This is a genomic window from Microbacterium lemovicicum, from assembly GCF_003991875.1.
Lineage (GTDB): Bacteria > Actinomycetota > Actinomycetes > Actinomycetales > Microbacteriaceae > Microbacterium > Microbacterium lemovicicum.
Genome location: NZ_CP031423.1, coordinates 1,477,026 through 1,491,098, shown reverse-complemented (window position 1 = coordinate 1,491,098; position 14,073 = coordinate 1,477,026). Strand labels below are relative to the sequence as shown.

General features: G+C 71.7%; 11 protein-coding genes. 8 read left to right on the top strand and 3 right to left on the bottom strand.

Annotated elements, in window-relative coordinates; genetic code table 11:
* The first annotated feature begins 10 nt into the window (after window positions 1–10).
* Window positions 11–2,254 carry a RelA/SpoT family protein gene (locus CVS47_RS06910; RefSeq protein WP_241240303.1) on the top strand — a complete coding sequence of 748 codons (2,244 nt, stop codon included), beginning with the start codon at window positions 11–13 and terminating at the stop codon, window positions 2,252–2,254.
* Window positions 2,255–2,260: 6 nt separating this feature from the next.
* Here the strand turns inward: CVS47_RS06910 and CVS47_RS06905 are convergent, their stop codons facing one another.
* From CVS47_RS06905 to CVS47_RS06895, 3 genes are all read right to left on the bottom strand, one after another.
* The gene (locus CVS47_RS06905; RefSeq protein WP_127095446.1) at window positions 2,261–2,932 is read right to left on the bottom strand and encodes a hypothetical protein; all 672 of its coding nucleotides are present in this window, start codon (window positions 2,930–2,932) and stop codon (window positions 2,261–2,263) included.
* Between the two features lie 118 nt (window positions 2,933–3,050).
* Complete coding sequence (locus CVS47_RS17035) at window positions 3,051–4,949, bottom strand: DUF349 domain-containing protein (RefSeq protein ID WP_338142383.1); 1,899 nt, start codon at window positions 4,947–4,949, stop codon at window positions 3,051–3,053.
* Between the two features lie 89 nt (window positions 4,950–5,038).
* A complete protein-coding gene (locus CVS47_RS06895; protein WP_127095445.1) occupies window positions 5,039–5,380 on the bottom strand; it encodes a dioxygenase in 342 nt (113 codons plus the stop codon).
* A 137-nt stretch (window positions 5,381–5,517) separates the two neighbouring features.
* Here CVS47_RS06895 and CVS47_RS06890 point away from each other — a divergent pair, with 137 nt between their 5' ends.
* From CVS47_RS06890 to CVS47_RS06860, 7 genes are all read left to right on the top strand, one after another.
* Complete coding sequence (locus CVS47_RS06890; RefSeq protein ID WP_127095444.1) at window positions 5,518–6,846, top strand: replication-associated recombination protein A; 1,329 nt, start codon at window positions 5,518–5,520, stop codon at window positions 6,844–6,846.
* Between the two features lie 229 nt (window positions 6,847–7,075).
* Entirely contained in the window at window positions 7,076–7,705 is a 630-nt protein-coding gene (rpsD, locus tag CVS47_RS06885; protein WP_127095443.1) for a 30S ribosomal protein S4, read from the top strand.
* 176 nt (window positions 7,706–7,881) lie between these two features.
* A complete protein-coding gene (locus CVS47_RS16915) occupies window positions 7,882–8,487 on the top strand; it encodes a hypothetical protein (protein ID WP_241240302.1) in 606 nt (201 codons plus the stop codon).
* 60 nt (window positions 8,488–8,547) lie between these two features.
* The gene (alaS, locus tag CVS47_RS06875) at window positions 8,548–11,214 is read left to right on the top strand and encodes an alanine--tRNA ligase (RefSeq protein WP_127095442.1); all 2,667 of its coding nucleotides are present in this window, start codon (window positions 8,548–8,550) and stop codon (window positions 11,212–11,214) included.
* On the top strand, window positions 11,211–11,684 hold the full coding sequence (gene ruvX / locus CVS47_RS06870; RefSeq protein WP_127095441.1) for a Holliday junction resolvase RuvX: 474 nt from the start codon (window positions 11,211–11,213) through the stop codon (window positions 11,682–11,684). The genes alaS and ruvX overlap by 4 nt, the downstream gene beginning before the upstream one ends.
* A gap of 1 nt (window position 11,685) precedes the next feature.
* Entirely contained in the window at window positions 11,686–13,236 is a 1,551-nt protein-coding gene (gene mltG / locus CVS47_RS06865; protein ID WP_127095440.1) for an endolytic transglycosylase MltG, read from the top strand.
* Window positions 13,203–14,069 carry a shikimate dehydrogenase family protein gene (locus CVS47_RS06860; protein ID WP_127095439.1) on the top strand — a complete coding sequence of 289 codons (867 nt, stop codon included), beginning with the start codon at window positions 13,203–13,205 and terminating at the stop codon, window positions 14,067–14,069. Before mltG ends, CVS47_RS06860 begins: the two co-directional genes overlap by 34 nt.
* The last annotated feature ends 4 nt before the right edge of the window (window positions 14,070–14,073 follow it).

Genomic DNA, 14,073 nt, shown 5'->3' with positions numbered 1-14,073 from the left:
GCGAGATCGCGTGACCGAGACCGTTCCGGCCCCGTCGTCGCTGCGCCGGCTCGTTCCGCGCATCTTCTCTCGCTCGGCGCGACGCGACGACGTCGAGCAGCTGATGCGAACGGTGCGCACGCACCATCCCAAGGGCGATCTGGCGATCATCGAGCGCGCCTACGCGGTCGCGCAACGCGCGCACGAAGGGCAGAAGCGTCAGAGCGGCGAGCCGTACATCACGCACCCCCTCGCCGTCGCGCAGATCCTCGCCGACCTCGGGCTCGGTCCGAAGGCGATCGCCGCCGCGCTTCTCCACGACACGGTGGAAGACACCGACTACAGCCTCGACGAGCTGACGGCTGAGTTCGGCGACGAGGTCGCCATGCTCGTGGACGGCGTGACCAAGCTCGACAAGGTCAAGTACGGCGAGAGCGCGCAGGCCGAGACGGTCCGCAAGATGATCGTGGCGATGTCGCGCGACATCCGCGTGCTCCTCATCAAGCTCGCCGACCGCCTGCACAACGCCCGCACGTGGGGCTTCGTGCCGCCGGAGAAGTCCCGCCGCAAGGCGACCGAGACGATCGAGATCTACGCTCCGCTGGCCCATCGGCTCGGCATCCAGGCGATCAAGTCGGAGCTCGAGGACCTGTCGTTCGCGGTGCTGCATCCGAAGCTCTACGCCGAGATCGAAAGCCTGGTCAAGCAGCGCACGCCGCAGCGCGAGCAGTACGTGCACAGCGTGATCGACGCGGTCGACGCCGACCTGCGCGACCTCCGCATCCGCGGGCGCGTGATGGGGCGGCCGAAGCAGCTCTACTCCGTGTACCAGAAGATGGTGGTGCGCGGCCGCGAGTTCGACGACATCTACGACCTCATCGGCATCCGCGTGCTCGTGAACACGGTGCGCGACTGCTACGCCGTGCTCGGCTCGCTGCACGCGCGGTGGACGCCGCTGCCTGGTCGCTTCAAGGACTACATCGCCACGCCGAAGTTCAACCTGTACCAGTCGCTGCACACCACGGTGATCGGTCCCGGCGGTCGCACGGTCGAGATCCAGATCCGCACCAACGAGATGCACCAGCAGGCCGAGTACGGTGTCGCGGCGCACTGGAAGTACAAGGAGCGGATGACCGGCGGCAAGACCGACGACAAGTCCGTCGACGCCGACATGGTCTGGCTCGCGCACATCTCCGACTGGCAGGCCGAGACCGCCGACCCCGGTGAGTTCCTCGACTCGCTGCGGTTCGAGATCGGCGCCAAAGAGGTCTACGTCTTCACGCCGAAGGGCCGCGTGATCGGACTGCCCACCGGCGCCACCCCCGTCGACTTCGCCTACGCCGTGCACACCGAGATCGGCCACCGCACGATGGGCGCCAAGGTCAACGGGCGCCTCGTACCGCTCGAGTCCGAGCTGCAGTCCGGCGACGTGGTGGAGGTCTTCACCTCCAAGAACCCCGACGCCGGCCCCAGTCAGGACTGGCTCGGCTTCGTCAAGAGCACCCGCGCGCGCAACAAGATCCGCGGCTGGTTCACGAAGGAGCGCCGCGAAGAGGCCGTCGAGCAGGGCAAGGAGGCCATCGCGCGCGCGATGCGGCGCCAGAACCTGCCCCTGCAGCGGCTGATGAGCCAGGACTCCTTCGCGGACGTCGCCCGCCAGCTCCGCTACGAGGACGTCTCGGCCCTCTACGCCGCCGTCGGCGAGGGTCACGTGTCGACCCAGTCGGTGATCGAGAAGGTCACCGCGCTGGTCAGCTCGAACGACACCTCGACCGGCCCCATCGACCTGCCGGGCGTCGGACGCTCGCGGCGCCCCCGCGACGGCGACTCCGGCGTGCTCGTGCGCGGCGCGCCCGACATCCTGGTCAAGCTCGCCAAGTGCTGCACACCGGTGCCCGGTGACGAGGTCGTCGGCTTCGTCACGCGGGGGAGCGGCGTGTCCGTGCACCGCGCGGACTGCACGAATGTCAAGTCGCTGCTGAACGACCCGGAGCGCGTCATCGAGGTCGAGTGGGCCCCGACGACCAAAAGCGTCTTCCTGGTGCACATCCAGGTCGAGGCGCTTGATCGCTCCGGCCTGCTGAGCGACGTCACCCGCGTGCTCAGCGAGCATCACGTCAACATCCTCTCGGCGACGGTGTCGACGACGAACGACCGACTGGCGCTCAGCCGGTTCGTCTTCGAGATGGGCGACATCGTGCACCTCGATCGCGTGCTCAACGCCGTCCGCCGCATCGACGCCGTGTACGACGTCTACCGCGTCACCACGTCGTAGACCCCGTCACCACGTCGTAGACCGCGTCACCACGTCGTCGCGTTCGTCACCGCGTCCTTCGACGAGTGTCGCCGCGGCCTCGACCGGCGTCGCCGTCTCACCGTTCTCCTTCCGCGGGGCTTCGCGATCCGCCGCCATCGTGCGCGCCGCGAGCCCGGCCAGGAGCGCGAGGGCCGAGCGCTTGCGTGGGAGCGGGCCGTGCGCATCGAGCCACTCGGCTGCGCGGCCGACGAGCCCGGGCTCGGCGTCGGCCAGCAGTCGCGCGGCGATCGTGTGCGCGTCGTCGGGGGTGCGCGCGCAGTCGGCGAGCGTCCGCACGGGATCGGTGACCTGCACCCCGCCGAGGAGCATCAGGTCGTCGGGGTGCACGCGCAGGTCGCGGTAGATCCGTCTCCGATCGATGACCTGATGGACCCGCCAGGCGACCGCGCGCTGAACGGTGTGTCGCGCGGGCGGGTCGGGGAGGGCGCCGTGCACCCAGGCCGCCGACAGGTGCGTGGCGGCGAGCGTGGCGCCCAGCAGGCCCTCCAGCGATGCGGCCCGGAGCGCCGCGGTCTCGACGGCGTCCGCCGGGATCCACCCCTCGCCGAGCTCCACCACGTGCCCGTCGAGGCGTGCGGCGCACAGTTCGGCACCGGAGAGCCGGGTGCCGGCAAAGTAGAGGAACGGGGACGTCATGCACGCCAGCGTTGCGCACGCGCGGCATCCGTGGGACGACGTCCGGCCGACATGTGGAGAGCCGGCCCTCCCCGGATGAGGGGGAGGACCGGCTCTCCGGACGGGCGGACGCCGCGGGTCAGCCGCCGACGGCGCGGAGCCAGGCCTTGCGGGCCTCGAGCGCCTCGGCGGCGCGTGCCTGCGCCTTCTTGTCACCGGACGCGGTCGCCGCGGCGAGCTCCTGCTCGAGCTTCTCGATCGCGTCGGTGAGCTGGCGCGTCATGTCGTTGGCGCGCGCCTTCGTCTCGGGGTTGTTGCGCTTCCACTCGACGTCTTCGCGACCGCGCAGCGCGGTCTCGATCTTGCGGAGCTCGTCGTCGAGAGCGCGCTCCTTGTCACGGGGGAAGATGCGTCCGATCTCGTCCCAGCGACGCTGGATGCCCGTCAGCAGCGTGCGGGCCTTACCGGGGTTCGACTCGTCGGCGACGGTGCGGGCCTCGGCGAGCAGCTCGCGCTTGGCGGCGATCTTCTCCTGCGAGGCCTCGGTCTCGGCGGCCTCGCGCTCTCCGCGGGCGGAGTACAGCGCGTCGCCGGCAGCCTTGAAGCGCGCCCACAGGGCGTCGTCCACCTTCTTGCCCGCGCGACCGGCGGTCTTCCACTGGTCGAGCAGCTCACGGTACGCGCCGATGCCGTCCTCGCCCTTGGGCGCGAGGGCCTCGGCCTTCTCGACGAGGCGCGTCTTGCGCTCCTTGACGCCCTTGTGCTCCTCGTCGAGGCCGGCGTAGAACTCGCGACGGTGCTTGTCGACGATCGAGCGGGCATCGCGGAATCGCTTCCACAGCTGCTGCCCGGTCGACCGGGGCAACCGGGGACCGTCCTGCTGATGCGCCTGCCACTGCTCGAACAGCGACGCCAGATCGGCGGACGCCTGCTTCCACTGGATGCTCTTCGGATCACGGGCCGCGAGCGCCTCGGCCTTCTCGACGAGCTCGGTGCGGAAGCGGACTGCCTCCTGCACCGCCTCCTTGGCGGCGGCGGCCTCCGACTCGGAGTCAGCCGCCAGCTCGGAGGTGAGCACGCTCAGGCGCGCATCGAGCCGGGCGAGGTCTCCGACGGCGGCTGCGCCCACGACGCGGCCGCGGAGAGCCTCTGCGGTGGACCGGAGGTCGGACGCCGAGGCGCCGCCCGCCCGATGACGGCCCTCGAGGAGCGTCACCTCACTGGCGAGGTCGGAGAACTTCCGCTCGAAGTAGGCGAGGGCCTCAGCAGGGGTGCCATCGGGGTACTGCCCGACGACGCGCCACTCGGAACCCTCGCGGACCGACACGGTGCCGTCGTCCTCGACGCGGCCCCAGGGCTCGGTCGAGGAGGACTCGGTCGCGGCGGCGGGCGCCGTCGGCTGCGGAGCGCGGGGGAGCGGGGGGCGCGGAGCCGGGCGCGGCGACGGGCTCGGCCGCGGCGCCGGAGTGGCTGCGGGCGCGGGGGCGGGGGGAGCCTCGTCGGTCGGGGCGGCGTCAGCCGGAGCCTCGTCTGCCGGCGCGGCGTCAGCGGCAGCGTCATCAGCGGGAGCGTCATCAGCGGGAACAGAGGCGGATGCTGCAGCCGGGGCCTCGGCGGACGAGGAGACCTCGATGTCGGGGTCCTCTCCAGTGACCTCGGCGTCGCCGGTCACCGCGGGCTCGGTCTCGTCGGCGGCCGTCTCGACCGTCGACGGCGCCTCCGCATCGGCGGGCACCTCGACGTCGGGCGCCTCGGCGATGACGCTCGCGACGGAGTCGGCCGCGGACGGCTCCGCCACCGTCGGGGCGGTCTCCGGAGCGGGAGCCTCTTCGGCGGCGGGCGATCCGTCGACGGGGGACGCCTCCTCGACGGACGGCTCCTCGACGGAGGGCGCGTCGTCGACGGACACGTCGGCGCCCTCGCCGGCGGTGTCGGCCGGGGACGACTCGTCCACGGGGGTCGCGGACTCCTCGACGGGCGCCACGGCGCCCTCCGGGGTCTCGGGCTGAACGGGAGTGGACTCTGCAGCGGCAGTCACGGGAGGCACCTCAATGCGGCTCGCGCCGCCTGTGGGGGATGGACGCGATCGAGCCTACCGGTGGGTCCGCGCCGCCGGGAATCCCGCGGTCAGGGCGCGGTGGTGGGCGTGGCGGCCGGGTCGGGCACCTCGGTCGGGACGGGTGCGTCGGTCGGCACGGGCTCGGTCGGCGCGGGCGCGTCTTCGGCAGGCACCGTGGCGGAGGGCGCGGGCGACTCCACCGGAGGCGGCACACCGGGGCCTGACACGTAGTACGCGGTCTGCAAGCCGGCGATGCCGAGTATCACGAGGCCGCCGATGATGCCGAAGAGGAGGTTATCGCGCCGGCGGCGGCGGATCAGCCCGTCGTGGAAGGACAACCGCGCCGTGTAGAGCCGCGCTCGTTCGCGCTCGGCGCGCGTGCCGCGCTCCCTGCCCCCGCTGGTGGTCACGCCGGCCCCTCTCGGTCGCGGATCCTCCGGACGCCGACGATCCTACGGCGCGGCGCGGCGGCGAGCCAAAACCGGGGAGGAGGGTCGCGGGCGCTCCGACACGACCGGGCGTCGGATGCCGCGACTAGCCTGGACGGGTGACTCCGACCTCCGCGCTGTTCCAGGGCCAGACGCCCCTGGCCGTGCGGATGAGGCCGACCTCCCTCGACGAGGTCGCCGGCCAGTCGCACCTGTTGCGACCCGGGTCTCCGCTCGTGGCTCTGGCGAATGCGGATGCCGCGGCATCCGCTGTCTCGGTCATCCTGTGGGGTCCTCCCGGCACCGGCAAGACGACGCTCGCGCAGGCGATCGCCCGCTCGTCCGGACGGCGTTTCGTCGAGCTGTCGGCGGTCACCGCAGGCGTGAAAGACGTTCGCGAGGTGATGCAGGAGGCGCTCAACCAACGCGACCTGTACGGGCAGTCGACGATCCTCTTCCTCGACGAGATCCACCGCTTCACGAAGGCGCAGCAGGACGCGCTGCTCCCCGGCGTCGAGAACGGGTGGGTCATCCTCATCGCCGCCACCACGGAGAACCCCTCGTTCTCCGTGATCTCGCCGCTGCTGTCGCGCTCCCTCCTCCTGACGCTGCGCGCGCTCAGCGACGACGACCTCGGCGCCCTCGTCGACCGTGCGGTCAGCGACCCGCGAGGTCTCGCCGGCGCTGTCGTGCTCGACGACGAGGCGCGGACGGCGGTCGTCCGGCTGGCGTCGGGCGACGCCCGTCGTGCGCTCACCGCACTCGAAGCCGCTTCGTCGATGGCCGCGCCGGCGGAGGGGTCCGACGAGCCGCCCGTGGTCACGGCCGAGCACATCGCCCAGGCCGTCGACCGCGCCCTGCTGCGCTACGACCGCCAGGGCGACGAGCACTACGACGTCATCAGCGCCTTCATCAAGTCGATCCGCGGATCGGACGTGGACGCGGCGATGCACTACCTCGCGCGCATGGTGGAGGCGGGGGAGGACCCCCGGTTCATCGCGCGGCGGCTGGTCATCTCGGCCGCGGAGGACATCGGGCTCGCCGACCCGCAGGCCCTGCAGATCGCCGTCGCCGCCGCCGACGCGGTCGCCTTCATCGGCATGCCCGAGGGACGCATCCCCCTCGCCGAGGCGACCGCCTATCTTGCGACGACCGCGAAGTCCAACGCCGCCTACAACGCCATCAATCAGGCGATCGCCGACGTGCGCGCCGGCGGATTCGGCCGGGTGCCGGCACCGCTCCGCGACGCGCACTATCCGGGGGCCAAGCGCCTCGGGCACGGCAAGGGCTACCGCTACCCGCACGACAGCGACATCGGCATCGTCGCGCAGCAGCACCTCCCCGACGAGCTGCGCGGGCGCCGCTACTACGAGCCGACGAACCACGGCGCGGAGCGTGACGTGCAGGCCCGACTCGAGAAGATCCGGCGGATCCTCGACGGGCAGTGAGGGCGTGTCGACTCGCTGCGCTCGCTCGACGGAGGGGCGACAGTCACGAATCGGCGCACGGACCGGGCTCTGGTAGGCTGAACCGGCTCGAAACGCTGTTTTCGGGCATCCCCTCTCCTCTTGATCCACCTTTCGGCGTGCCCCGGCGTGCAGTCCGAGCAGGGCGAGGAGAAGCGGATACGTCCGTGAGCCGCGACAGTCGCGGCCACGTCATCGGAAGGAGAACTTCGTGGCTACGAAGTCCCAGGACCGCCGCAAGGTCCGCCTGTCACGCGCACTCGGCATCGCGCTGACCCCCAAGGCCGCCCGCTACCTCGAGAAGCGTCCCTACGCTCCCGGCGAGCACGGTCGCACCAAGCGCAAGCAGGACAGCGACTACGCCGTCCGTCTCCGCGAGAAGCAGCGTCTGCGCGAGCAGTACGGCATCCGCGAGAAGCAGATGCGCAACACGTTCAACGAGGCCCGCCGCAAGGACGGCCTGACCGGTGAGAACCTGGTCGAGCTGCTCGAGATGCGTCTGGACGCGCTCGTCGTCCGCTCCGGCTTCGCCCGCACCACCGCGCAGGCGCGCCAGATGGTCGTGCACCGCCACATCCTGGTCGACGGCCAGCTCGTGGACCGCCCGTCCTTCCGCGTCAAGCCCGGACAGCTCATCCACGTCAAGGCCAAGTCCGAGGGCACCGAGCCCTTCCAGGTCGCAGCCGCCGGCGGCCACGCCGACGTTCTGCCCCCCGTCCCGGGCTACATCGAGGTCGAGCTCGACAAGCTGCAGGCGCGTCTCGTGCGTCGCCCCAAGCGCGCCGAAGTGCCCGTCACCTGTGACGTGCAGCTCGTCGTCGAGTACTACGCGGCGCGCTAGCGTCGCGGCCGGCCGTGGGCGCGTCAGCGCCCGCGTCCGGATGAGCACAGCTCACTCACCCGCTGCCCGCCGACTCGGCCGGCAGCGCACGCGAAGGACGCCGGTCACCCGGCGTCCTTCGTCGTTTCCGCCTACGATGGGGACACCGCGACCGCGGCCCCCACGCTTAGGAAGTGATGACTGTGAAGAGTCTGCTCTGGTTCCTGCTCGGCATCGGCGGCGGCTTCGTCGCCGCTCACCTGGTCAACAAGGACCCGCGGGGGCATGAGCTCCTCGCCGAGGTCGACTCGCGCATCAGCGAGTTCACCGACGCCGTGGGCGACGCCTACCGCGAGCAGGAGTCCCGCTTCTCCGAGATCGTCGGCGGGGTGCGCGGCGCAGCAGCCGACGCCGTGGGCTCCGTCAAGGAGGTCGCGTCCGACGTCGTCGACAAGGCGAAGGATGTCGCGTCCGACGTGTCCGACAAGGCGAAGGATGTCGCGTCCGACGTGTCCGACAAGGCCCAGGACGTGGCCTCCGATGCCGCCGACACGGCTCAGGATGTCGCATCCGACGTCGCCGACAAGGCGGAAGACGCCACCGACAAGGCCAAGGACGTGGCATCCGACGTCGCCGACAAGGCCGCCGACGCCGCCGACAAGGCTCAGGACGCGGCATCCGACGCCCACGAGACCGTCAAGGTCGCCGGCGAGGGGACGCACGACGCCACCCGCGAGGCCATCGAGCACGTGAAGCAGGCGGCCGACGAGGCGCACGACGCCGCCGGCTCCGACAAGAACTGACCCCCTCCGCACGCAGACCTCGGGCGACCGAGGTCTGACCCCTGCCCTGACAAGGACGACATGCAGACCGCCGAGATCGCCTCCCGCTTCCTGGACTTCTTCGAGAAGCGGGGGCACACCATCGTGCCGTCGGCCTCGCTCGTCGCCGACGACCCGGCGCTGCTGTTCACCGTCGCCGGCATGGTGCCGTTCATCCCGTATCTGAGCGGCGTCGTCCCGCCGCCCTACCCCCGCGCGGCCGACGTGCAGAAGTGCATCCGCACCAACGACATCGAAGAGGTCGGCAAGACCCCGCGGCACGGCACCTTCTTCCAGATGCTGGGCAACTGGTCGTTCGGCGACTACTTCAAGGCCGACGCCATCCGCTACGCGTGGGAGCTGCTCACCGGCCCCGAGTCCGACGGCGGCCTCGGATTCGACCCGAAGGACCTGTGGGTCACCGTCTACAAGGACGACGACGAGGCGTACGGACTGTGGCGCGACATCGCGGGCCTCCCCGAGGACCGCATCCAGCGTCTGGACAAGGACACGAACTACTGGAGCACCGGACTGCCGGGGCCTGCCGGCCCCTGCTCGGAGATCTTCTACGACCAGGGACCGGAATACGGCGTCGACGGCGGACCGGCCACCGATGACGACCGCTACGTCGAGATCTGGAACCTCGTGTTCATGCAGTACGAGATCACCAACGTGACCTCGAAGTACGACTTCGACATCGTCGGAGAGCTGCCCAACCGCAACATCGACACGGGCATGGGGCTCGAGCGCATCGCCTTCATCAAGCAGGGCGTGCAGAACATGTACGAGACCGACCAGGTGCGTCCGGTGCTCGACGTGGCGGCGACCCTGTCGGGCAAGACCTACGGCGCCGACCACGAGGACGACGTGCGGCTGCGCATCATCGCCGACCACGTGCGGTCCTCGCTCATGCTGCTCTCGGACGGCGTCACGCCCTCGAACGAGGGCCGGGGCTACATCCTGCGCCGCATCATGCGCCGCGCCATCCGCTCGATGCGCCTCCTGGGCGTGGAGGGCGCGAGCTTCCCCGAGCTGTTCGCGGCGTCGCGCGACGCGATGAAGGCCGCCTACCCCGAGGTCGAGACCGAGTATGCGCGCCTGTCGGCGTACGCCGTCGCCGAGGAGCAGACGTTCCTCCGCACGCTGGCGGCGGGCTCCAGCATCCTGGACCAGTCCGTCGTGCAGACGAAGGATGCCGGGGGCACCGCCCTGTCGGGGTCGGAGGCCTTCCTCCTCCACGACACGTACGGCTTCCCCATCGACCTCACGCTCGAGATCGCCGAGGAGGCGGGTCTCACGGTCGATCGCGACGCCTTCGACTCGCTCATGCTCGAGCAGAGGACCCGCGCCAAGGCCGACGCACGGGCGCGCAAGGGCGCCATCGCCGACCAGAGCGTGTACCGCGAGGTGCGCGCGCAGGGCGAGACGGTCTTCACCGGCTACACCGACCTGGAGACCGAGTCGAGCGTGTTGGGGATCCTGGTGGACGGACGCTCCGTCGACCGCGCGGTGCAGGGCCAGATCGCCGAGGTCATCCTCGCCGAGACGTCGCTGTACGCGGAATCCGGCGGTCAGGTCGCCGACAAGGGCGTCATCGTCGGTCCGGGCTTCGAGCTCGAGGTGCTCGACGTGCAGCGCCCCGTGCCCGGGCTCATCAGCCACACGGTCGAGGTCTCCATCGGCGAGGTCGGCGTGGGGCAGCCCGCGGCGTCGGTCGTCGACGCGGTCAACCGCCACTCCGCGCAGCAGGCCCACTCGGCCACGCACCTCGTGCACGCCGCCATCCGCGACACGCTGGGCCGCAGCGCGACCCAGACCGGCTCGCTCAACCGCGCCGGCTACATGCGCTTCGACTTCAACTGGAGCTCGGCCCTGTCGCCCGAGACGCGCTCGGAGATCGAGGAGATCGCCAACAATGCGGTGCGCGACAACCTCGAGGTGACCACGCGCGTCATGTCGCTCGACGAGGCGAAGGCGGCCGGCGCGATGGCCCTGTTCGGCGAGAAGTACGGCACCACCGTGCGGATGGTGGACATCGGCGGTCCGTGGTCGCGCGAGCTCTGCGGTGGCACGCATGTGTCACGCAGCTCGGAGATCGGACTCGTGAACCTCGTCGGCGAGTCGTCGGTCGGCGCCTCCAACCGGCGCGTCGAAGCCCTCGTCGGACTCGACGCCTTCCGCGACCTGGCGGCCGAGCGCGCCATCGTCTCGCAGCTCACGTCGACGCTCAAGACGCCCCGCGACCAGCTGGCCACGCGCATCGCGGAGCTCTCCGCCAACCTCAAGGCCGCCGAGAAGAAGATCGCGGCCTTCGAGGCCAGGGCGATGGCCGACCGCGCGCCCGCCCTCGCGCAGAAGGCGGCGGATGCCGGGGGCATCAGTCTCGTCGCCGAGTCGATCGGGGCCGCGGGCTCGGGAGACGACGTCCGCACCCTGGCGCTCCAGGTGCGGGACCGCCTCGGCACGGCGCCCGGTGCCGTCGCCCTCGGCGCCGTCGTGAACGACCGACCCGTCGTCATCGTCGCCACCAACGAGCCCGGCCGTGCCGCCGGCGCGAAGGCCGGAGCGCTCGCGAAGCTCGCCGCCGGCGTGCTCGGCGGCGGCGGCGGCGGCCGCGACGACGTCGCGCAGGGCGGGGGAGCGGACGCCTCGCAGCTGCCCGCCGCGCTCACGGCCATCCGCAGCGCGCTGGAGTCGGCGACCCGGTGACGGACTTCCGCCGCGGCGTACGCATCGGTGTGGACGTGGGGAAGGCCCGCGTCGGGGTCGCGCGCAGCGACCCCGACGGCCTGCTCGCCGTCCCCGTCGAGACGGTGCCGCGCGCGAAGGCCGCCGTGGCGCGGATCACGGCCCTCGCGGACGAGTACGCGGCGACGGAGATCCTGGTCGGACTGCCGCTGAACATGCGGGGCGAGGACACCGCCTCCACGCAGGACGCGCGGGACTTCGCGGCCGCGGTGGCCGCGGCATCCGTCGTGCCCGTCCGCCTCGTCGACGAGCGCCTGAGCACCGTGTCTGCGCATGCGGCGCTGAGAGATGCGGGCAGATCCCAGCGAAACTCTCGTAGCATTGTCGATCAGGTCGCGGCGGTCGTCCTGCTGCAGCAGGCTCTCGACGTCGAGAAGAGCAGCGGCCGACCACCCGGAACCCCCGTCCCCCCGGCCCAGGAGTCCGCCTGACATGCCCGATTCGCCCTCGCCGTTCGACGATCCGTTCGCGGATCTGTTCGGCAAGCTCCCTGATCCCCGGGCCGGCTCCGCAGCCGCCGGCGCTGCCGATCGCCCGTCGGCCGACGCGTCCTCGAACGGCGCTCCGGAGCCTCGCGGAGAGAAGCGAGCGGATGCCGCGGCGCCGCCGGTCTCGCGACGCGCCGCCCGTGCTGCGGCCGCTCCCGCCGACGAGACGCCGCCCCGCCCGGCGCCGTACGACCGCGTCGAGCAGGCGCGCCCGGTGGGCGCACCCCGCGCGCCGGAGACCGTCGGCGCCGCGGCGGCCGGTGCGCGTCCGTCCTCCGTGGCCACCGCTCCCGAGCGCTCGCGGACGGCCGACGCCCACGCCACCGCGGCGACGGCGACCCTGGACGACCTCTTCACCGGGGCGCGCACGACAGACGAGCTCGGCGCCCCGCCCCCGCCGCCCAACCGGCGCAAGCGGCGCATCGGCGGCTGGATCGCCTTGGCGATCGTCGTGCTGCTCGTCGGCGGCGTCGCTGCCGGCGGCGCGTACGTCTGGAACACCTACCAGGACAAGATCCGCGCCTTCATGGGGTGGGAGGAGTCGCAGGAGTTCGACGCGGGTGCTGCCGAAGGAGACGCGATCATCACCATCGCGCAGGGCGACACCGGCCTGCCGATCTCGCAGCACCTCTTCGACGCCGGCGTCACCAAGACGCCGACCGCGTTCTACGACTACCTCATCGACACCTCGCAGAACCCACCGTTCATCCCGGGCGTCTTCAAGCTGCAGAAGCAGATGACGTCCGAGGCCGCGCTGGCGGCGCTGCTGAATCCGGCGAGCAAGATGGAGAACGGCGCGCAGCTGCGCGAAGGCCTCACGGTCGCGCAGTCGCTGCCGATCCTCGCCGACGGCATCGGCATCCCGCTCGCCGACCTGCAGGCCGCCGTGGCCGACCCGTCGGCGTACGGCGTCACCGCGTCCAGCCTCGAAGGCTGGCTGTTCCCCGCCACGTACGAGTTCAACCCGGGGGTCACGGCCTCCGAGGTCATCACGCGCCTCGTCGACCGCACGATCGAGTCGCTCGACAAGGCCGGCGTGCCGGTGGAGGACCGCGAGCGCGTGCTCACGGTCGCGTCTATCATCCAGCGCGAGGCGCGGTTCGAGCAGGACTTCTACAAGGTCTCGCGGGTCATCGAGAACCGTCTCGACCCCTCCAACAGGGAGACCTTCGGACTGCTGCAGATGGACTCGACGGCCCAGTACGGGTACGGCGAGAACCACGACGGCACCGTGAGCAGCTCGGCCGAGGCCCTCGCGGACCCGAACCCGTGGAACACGTACGTGAACGCCGGTCTGCCGGTCGGCCCGATCGCCAACCCCGGCGATCTCGCCATCGACGCCGCGATGCACCCCGTCGACGGCCCGTGGCTGTACTTCGTGACGGTCGATCTCGATACGGGCGAGACGGTGTTCACCACGAATCTCACCGACCACAACGCCGCCGTGAAGCAGTGGCAGGCGTGGTGCGCCGATCACCCGGACTCGGGGTGCTGACCGCCGGCGACCGGCTGGCGGTCTGGGGCGAACCGATCGCCCACAGCCGCTCACCTCAGCTCCACGCCGCGGCTTACGCCCGGCTGGGGTGGCGGTGGACGTACGGACGGCGGCAGGTCGCGGCATCCGGATTCGACGAGGCCCTGGCCTCTCTCGACGACGCCTGGCGCGGGCTGTCGCTCACGTACCCCCTGAAGTCCGTCGCCTTCGCCGCCGCGGCCACCCGTGACCGCCGCGCCGAGCTCACTGCCGCCGTGAACACCCTCCTGCTGACGCCCGGCGGTCCCCACGGGTTCAACACCGATGTCGGCGGCATCGTCGGCGCCCTGGCCGATGAGGGCATGACCGCCGTGGAGAGCGCCCGCATCATCGGCGCGGGGGCGACGGCCACCTCGGCCCTCGTCGCGCTCGCGGAGCTCGGCGCCGAGCGCGTCGAGGTGGTCGCGCGCCGCCCCGAGGCCGCCGCAGCGCTGATGACGCTGGGGGAGGAGCTGGGTGTCGGGGTCACCGCCGCGCCGCTCCCGCAGGCCGAGGCGGTCGCCGTCCCGCTCACCGTCGCGACGCTCCCGGGCGACGCCGCGATGCCGGATGCCGCGGCACGGACCCTCGCGACGTCGGGGGGTCTGCTGCTCGACGTGGTGTACGGCACGTGGCCCACCGCCCTGGCGACGGTGTGGCAGGAGGGGGGCGGACGCGCCGTGCCTGGACTCGGGATGCTGCTGCATCAGGCCGTCCTGCAGATGCGGGTGTTCTCGACCGGGCGCACCGACGAGCCGCTGCCCGACGAGGCGGACGTGCTCGCCGTCATGCGCCGCGCGGCCGTGGGAGACTAGGGGG

What these genes read in the sequence shown, in the direction of transcription:
- alaS (WP_127095442.1), top strand. Translation starts at nt 8,548, where the DNA reads ATGCAGACCGCCGAGATCGCCTCCCGCTTCCTGGACTTCTTCGAGAAG.
- CVS47_RS06905 (WP_127095446.1), bottom strand. Translation starts at nt 2,932, where the DNA reads ATGACGTCCCCGTTCCTCTACTTTGCCGGCACCCGGCTCTCCGGTGCC.
- CVS47_RS16915 (WP_241240302.1), top strand. Translation starts at nt 7,882, where the DNA reads ATGACTGTGAAGAGTCTGCTCTGGTTCCTGCTCGGCATCGGCGGCGGC.
- mltG (WP_127095440.1), top strand. Translation starts at nt 11,686, where the DNA reads ATGCCCGATTCGCCCTCGCCGTTCGACGATCCGTTCGCGGATCTGTTC.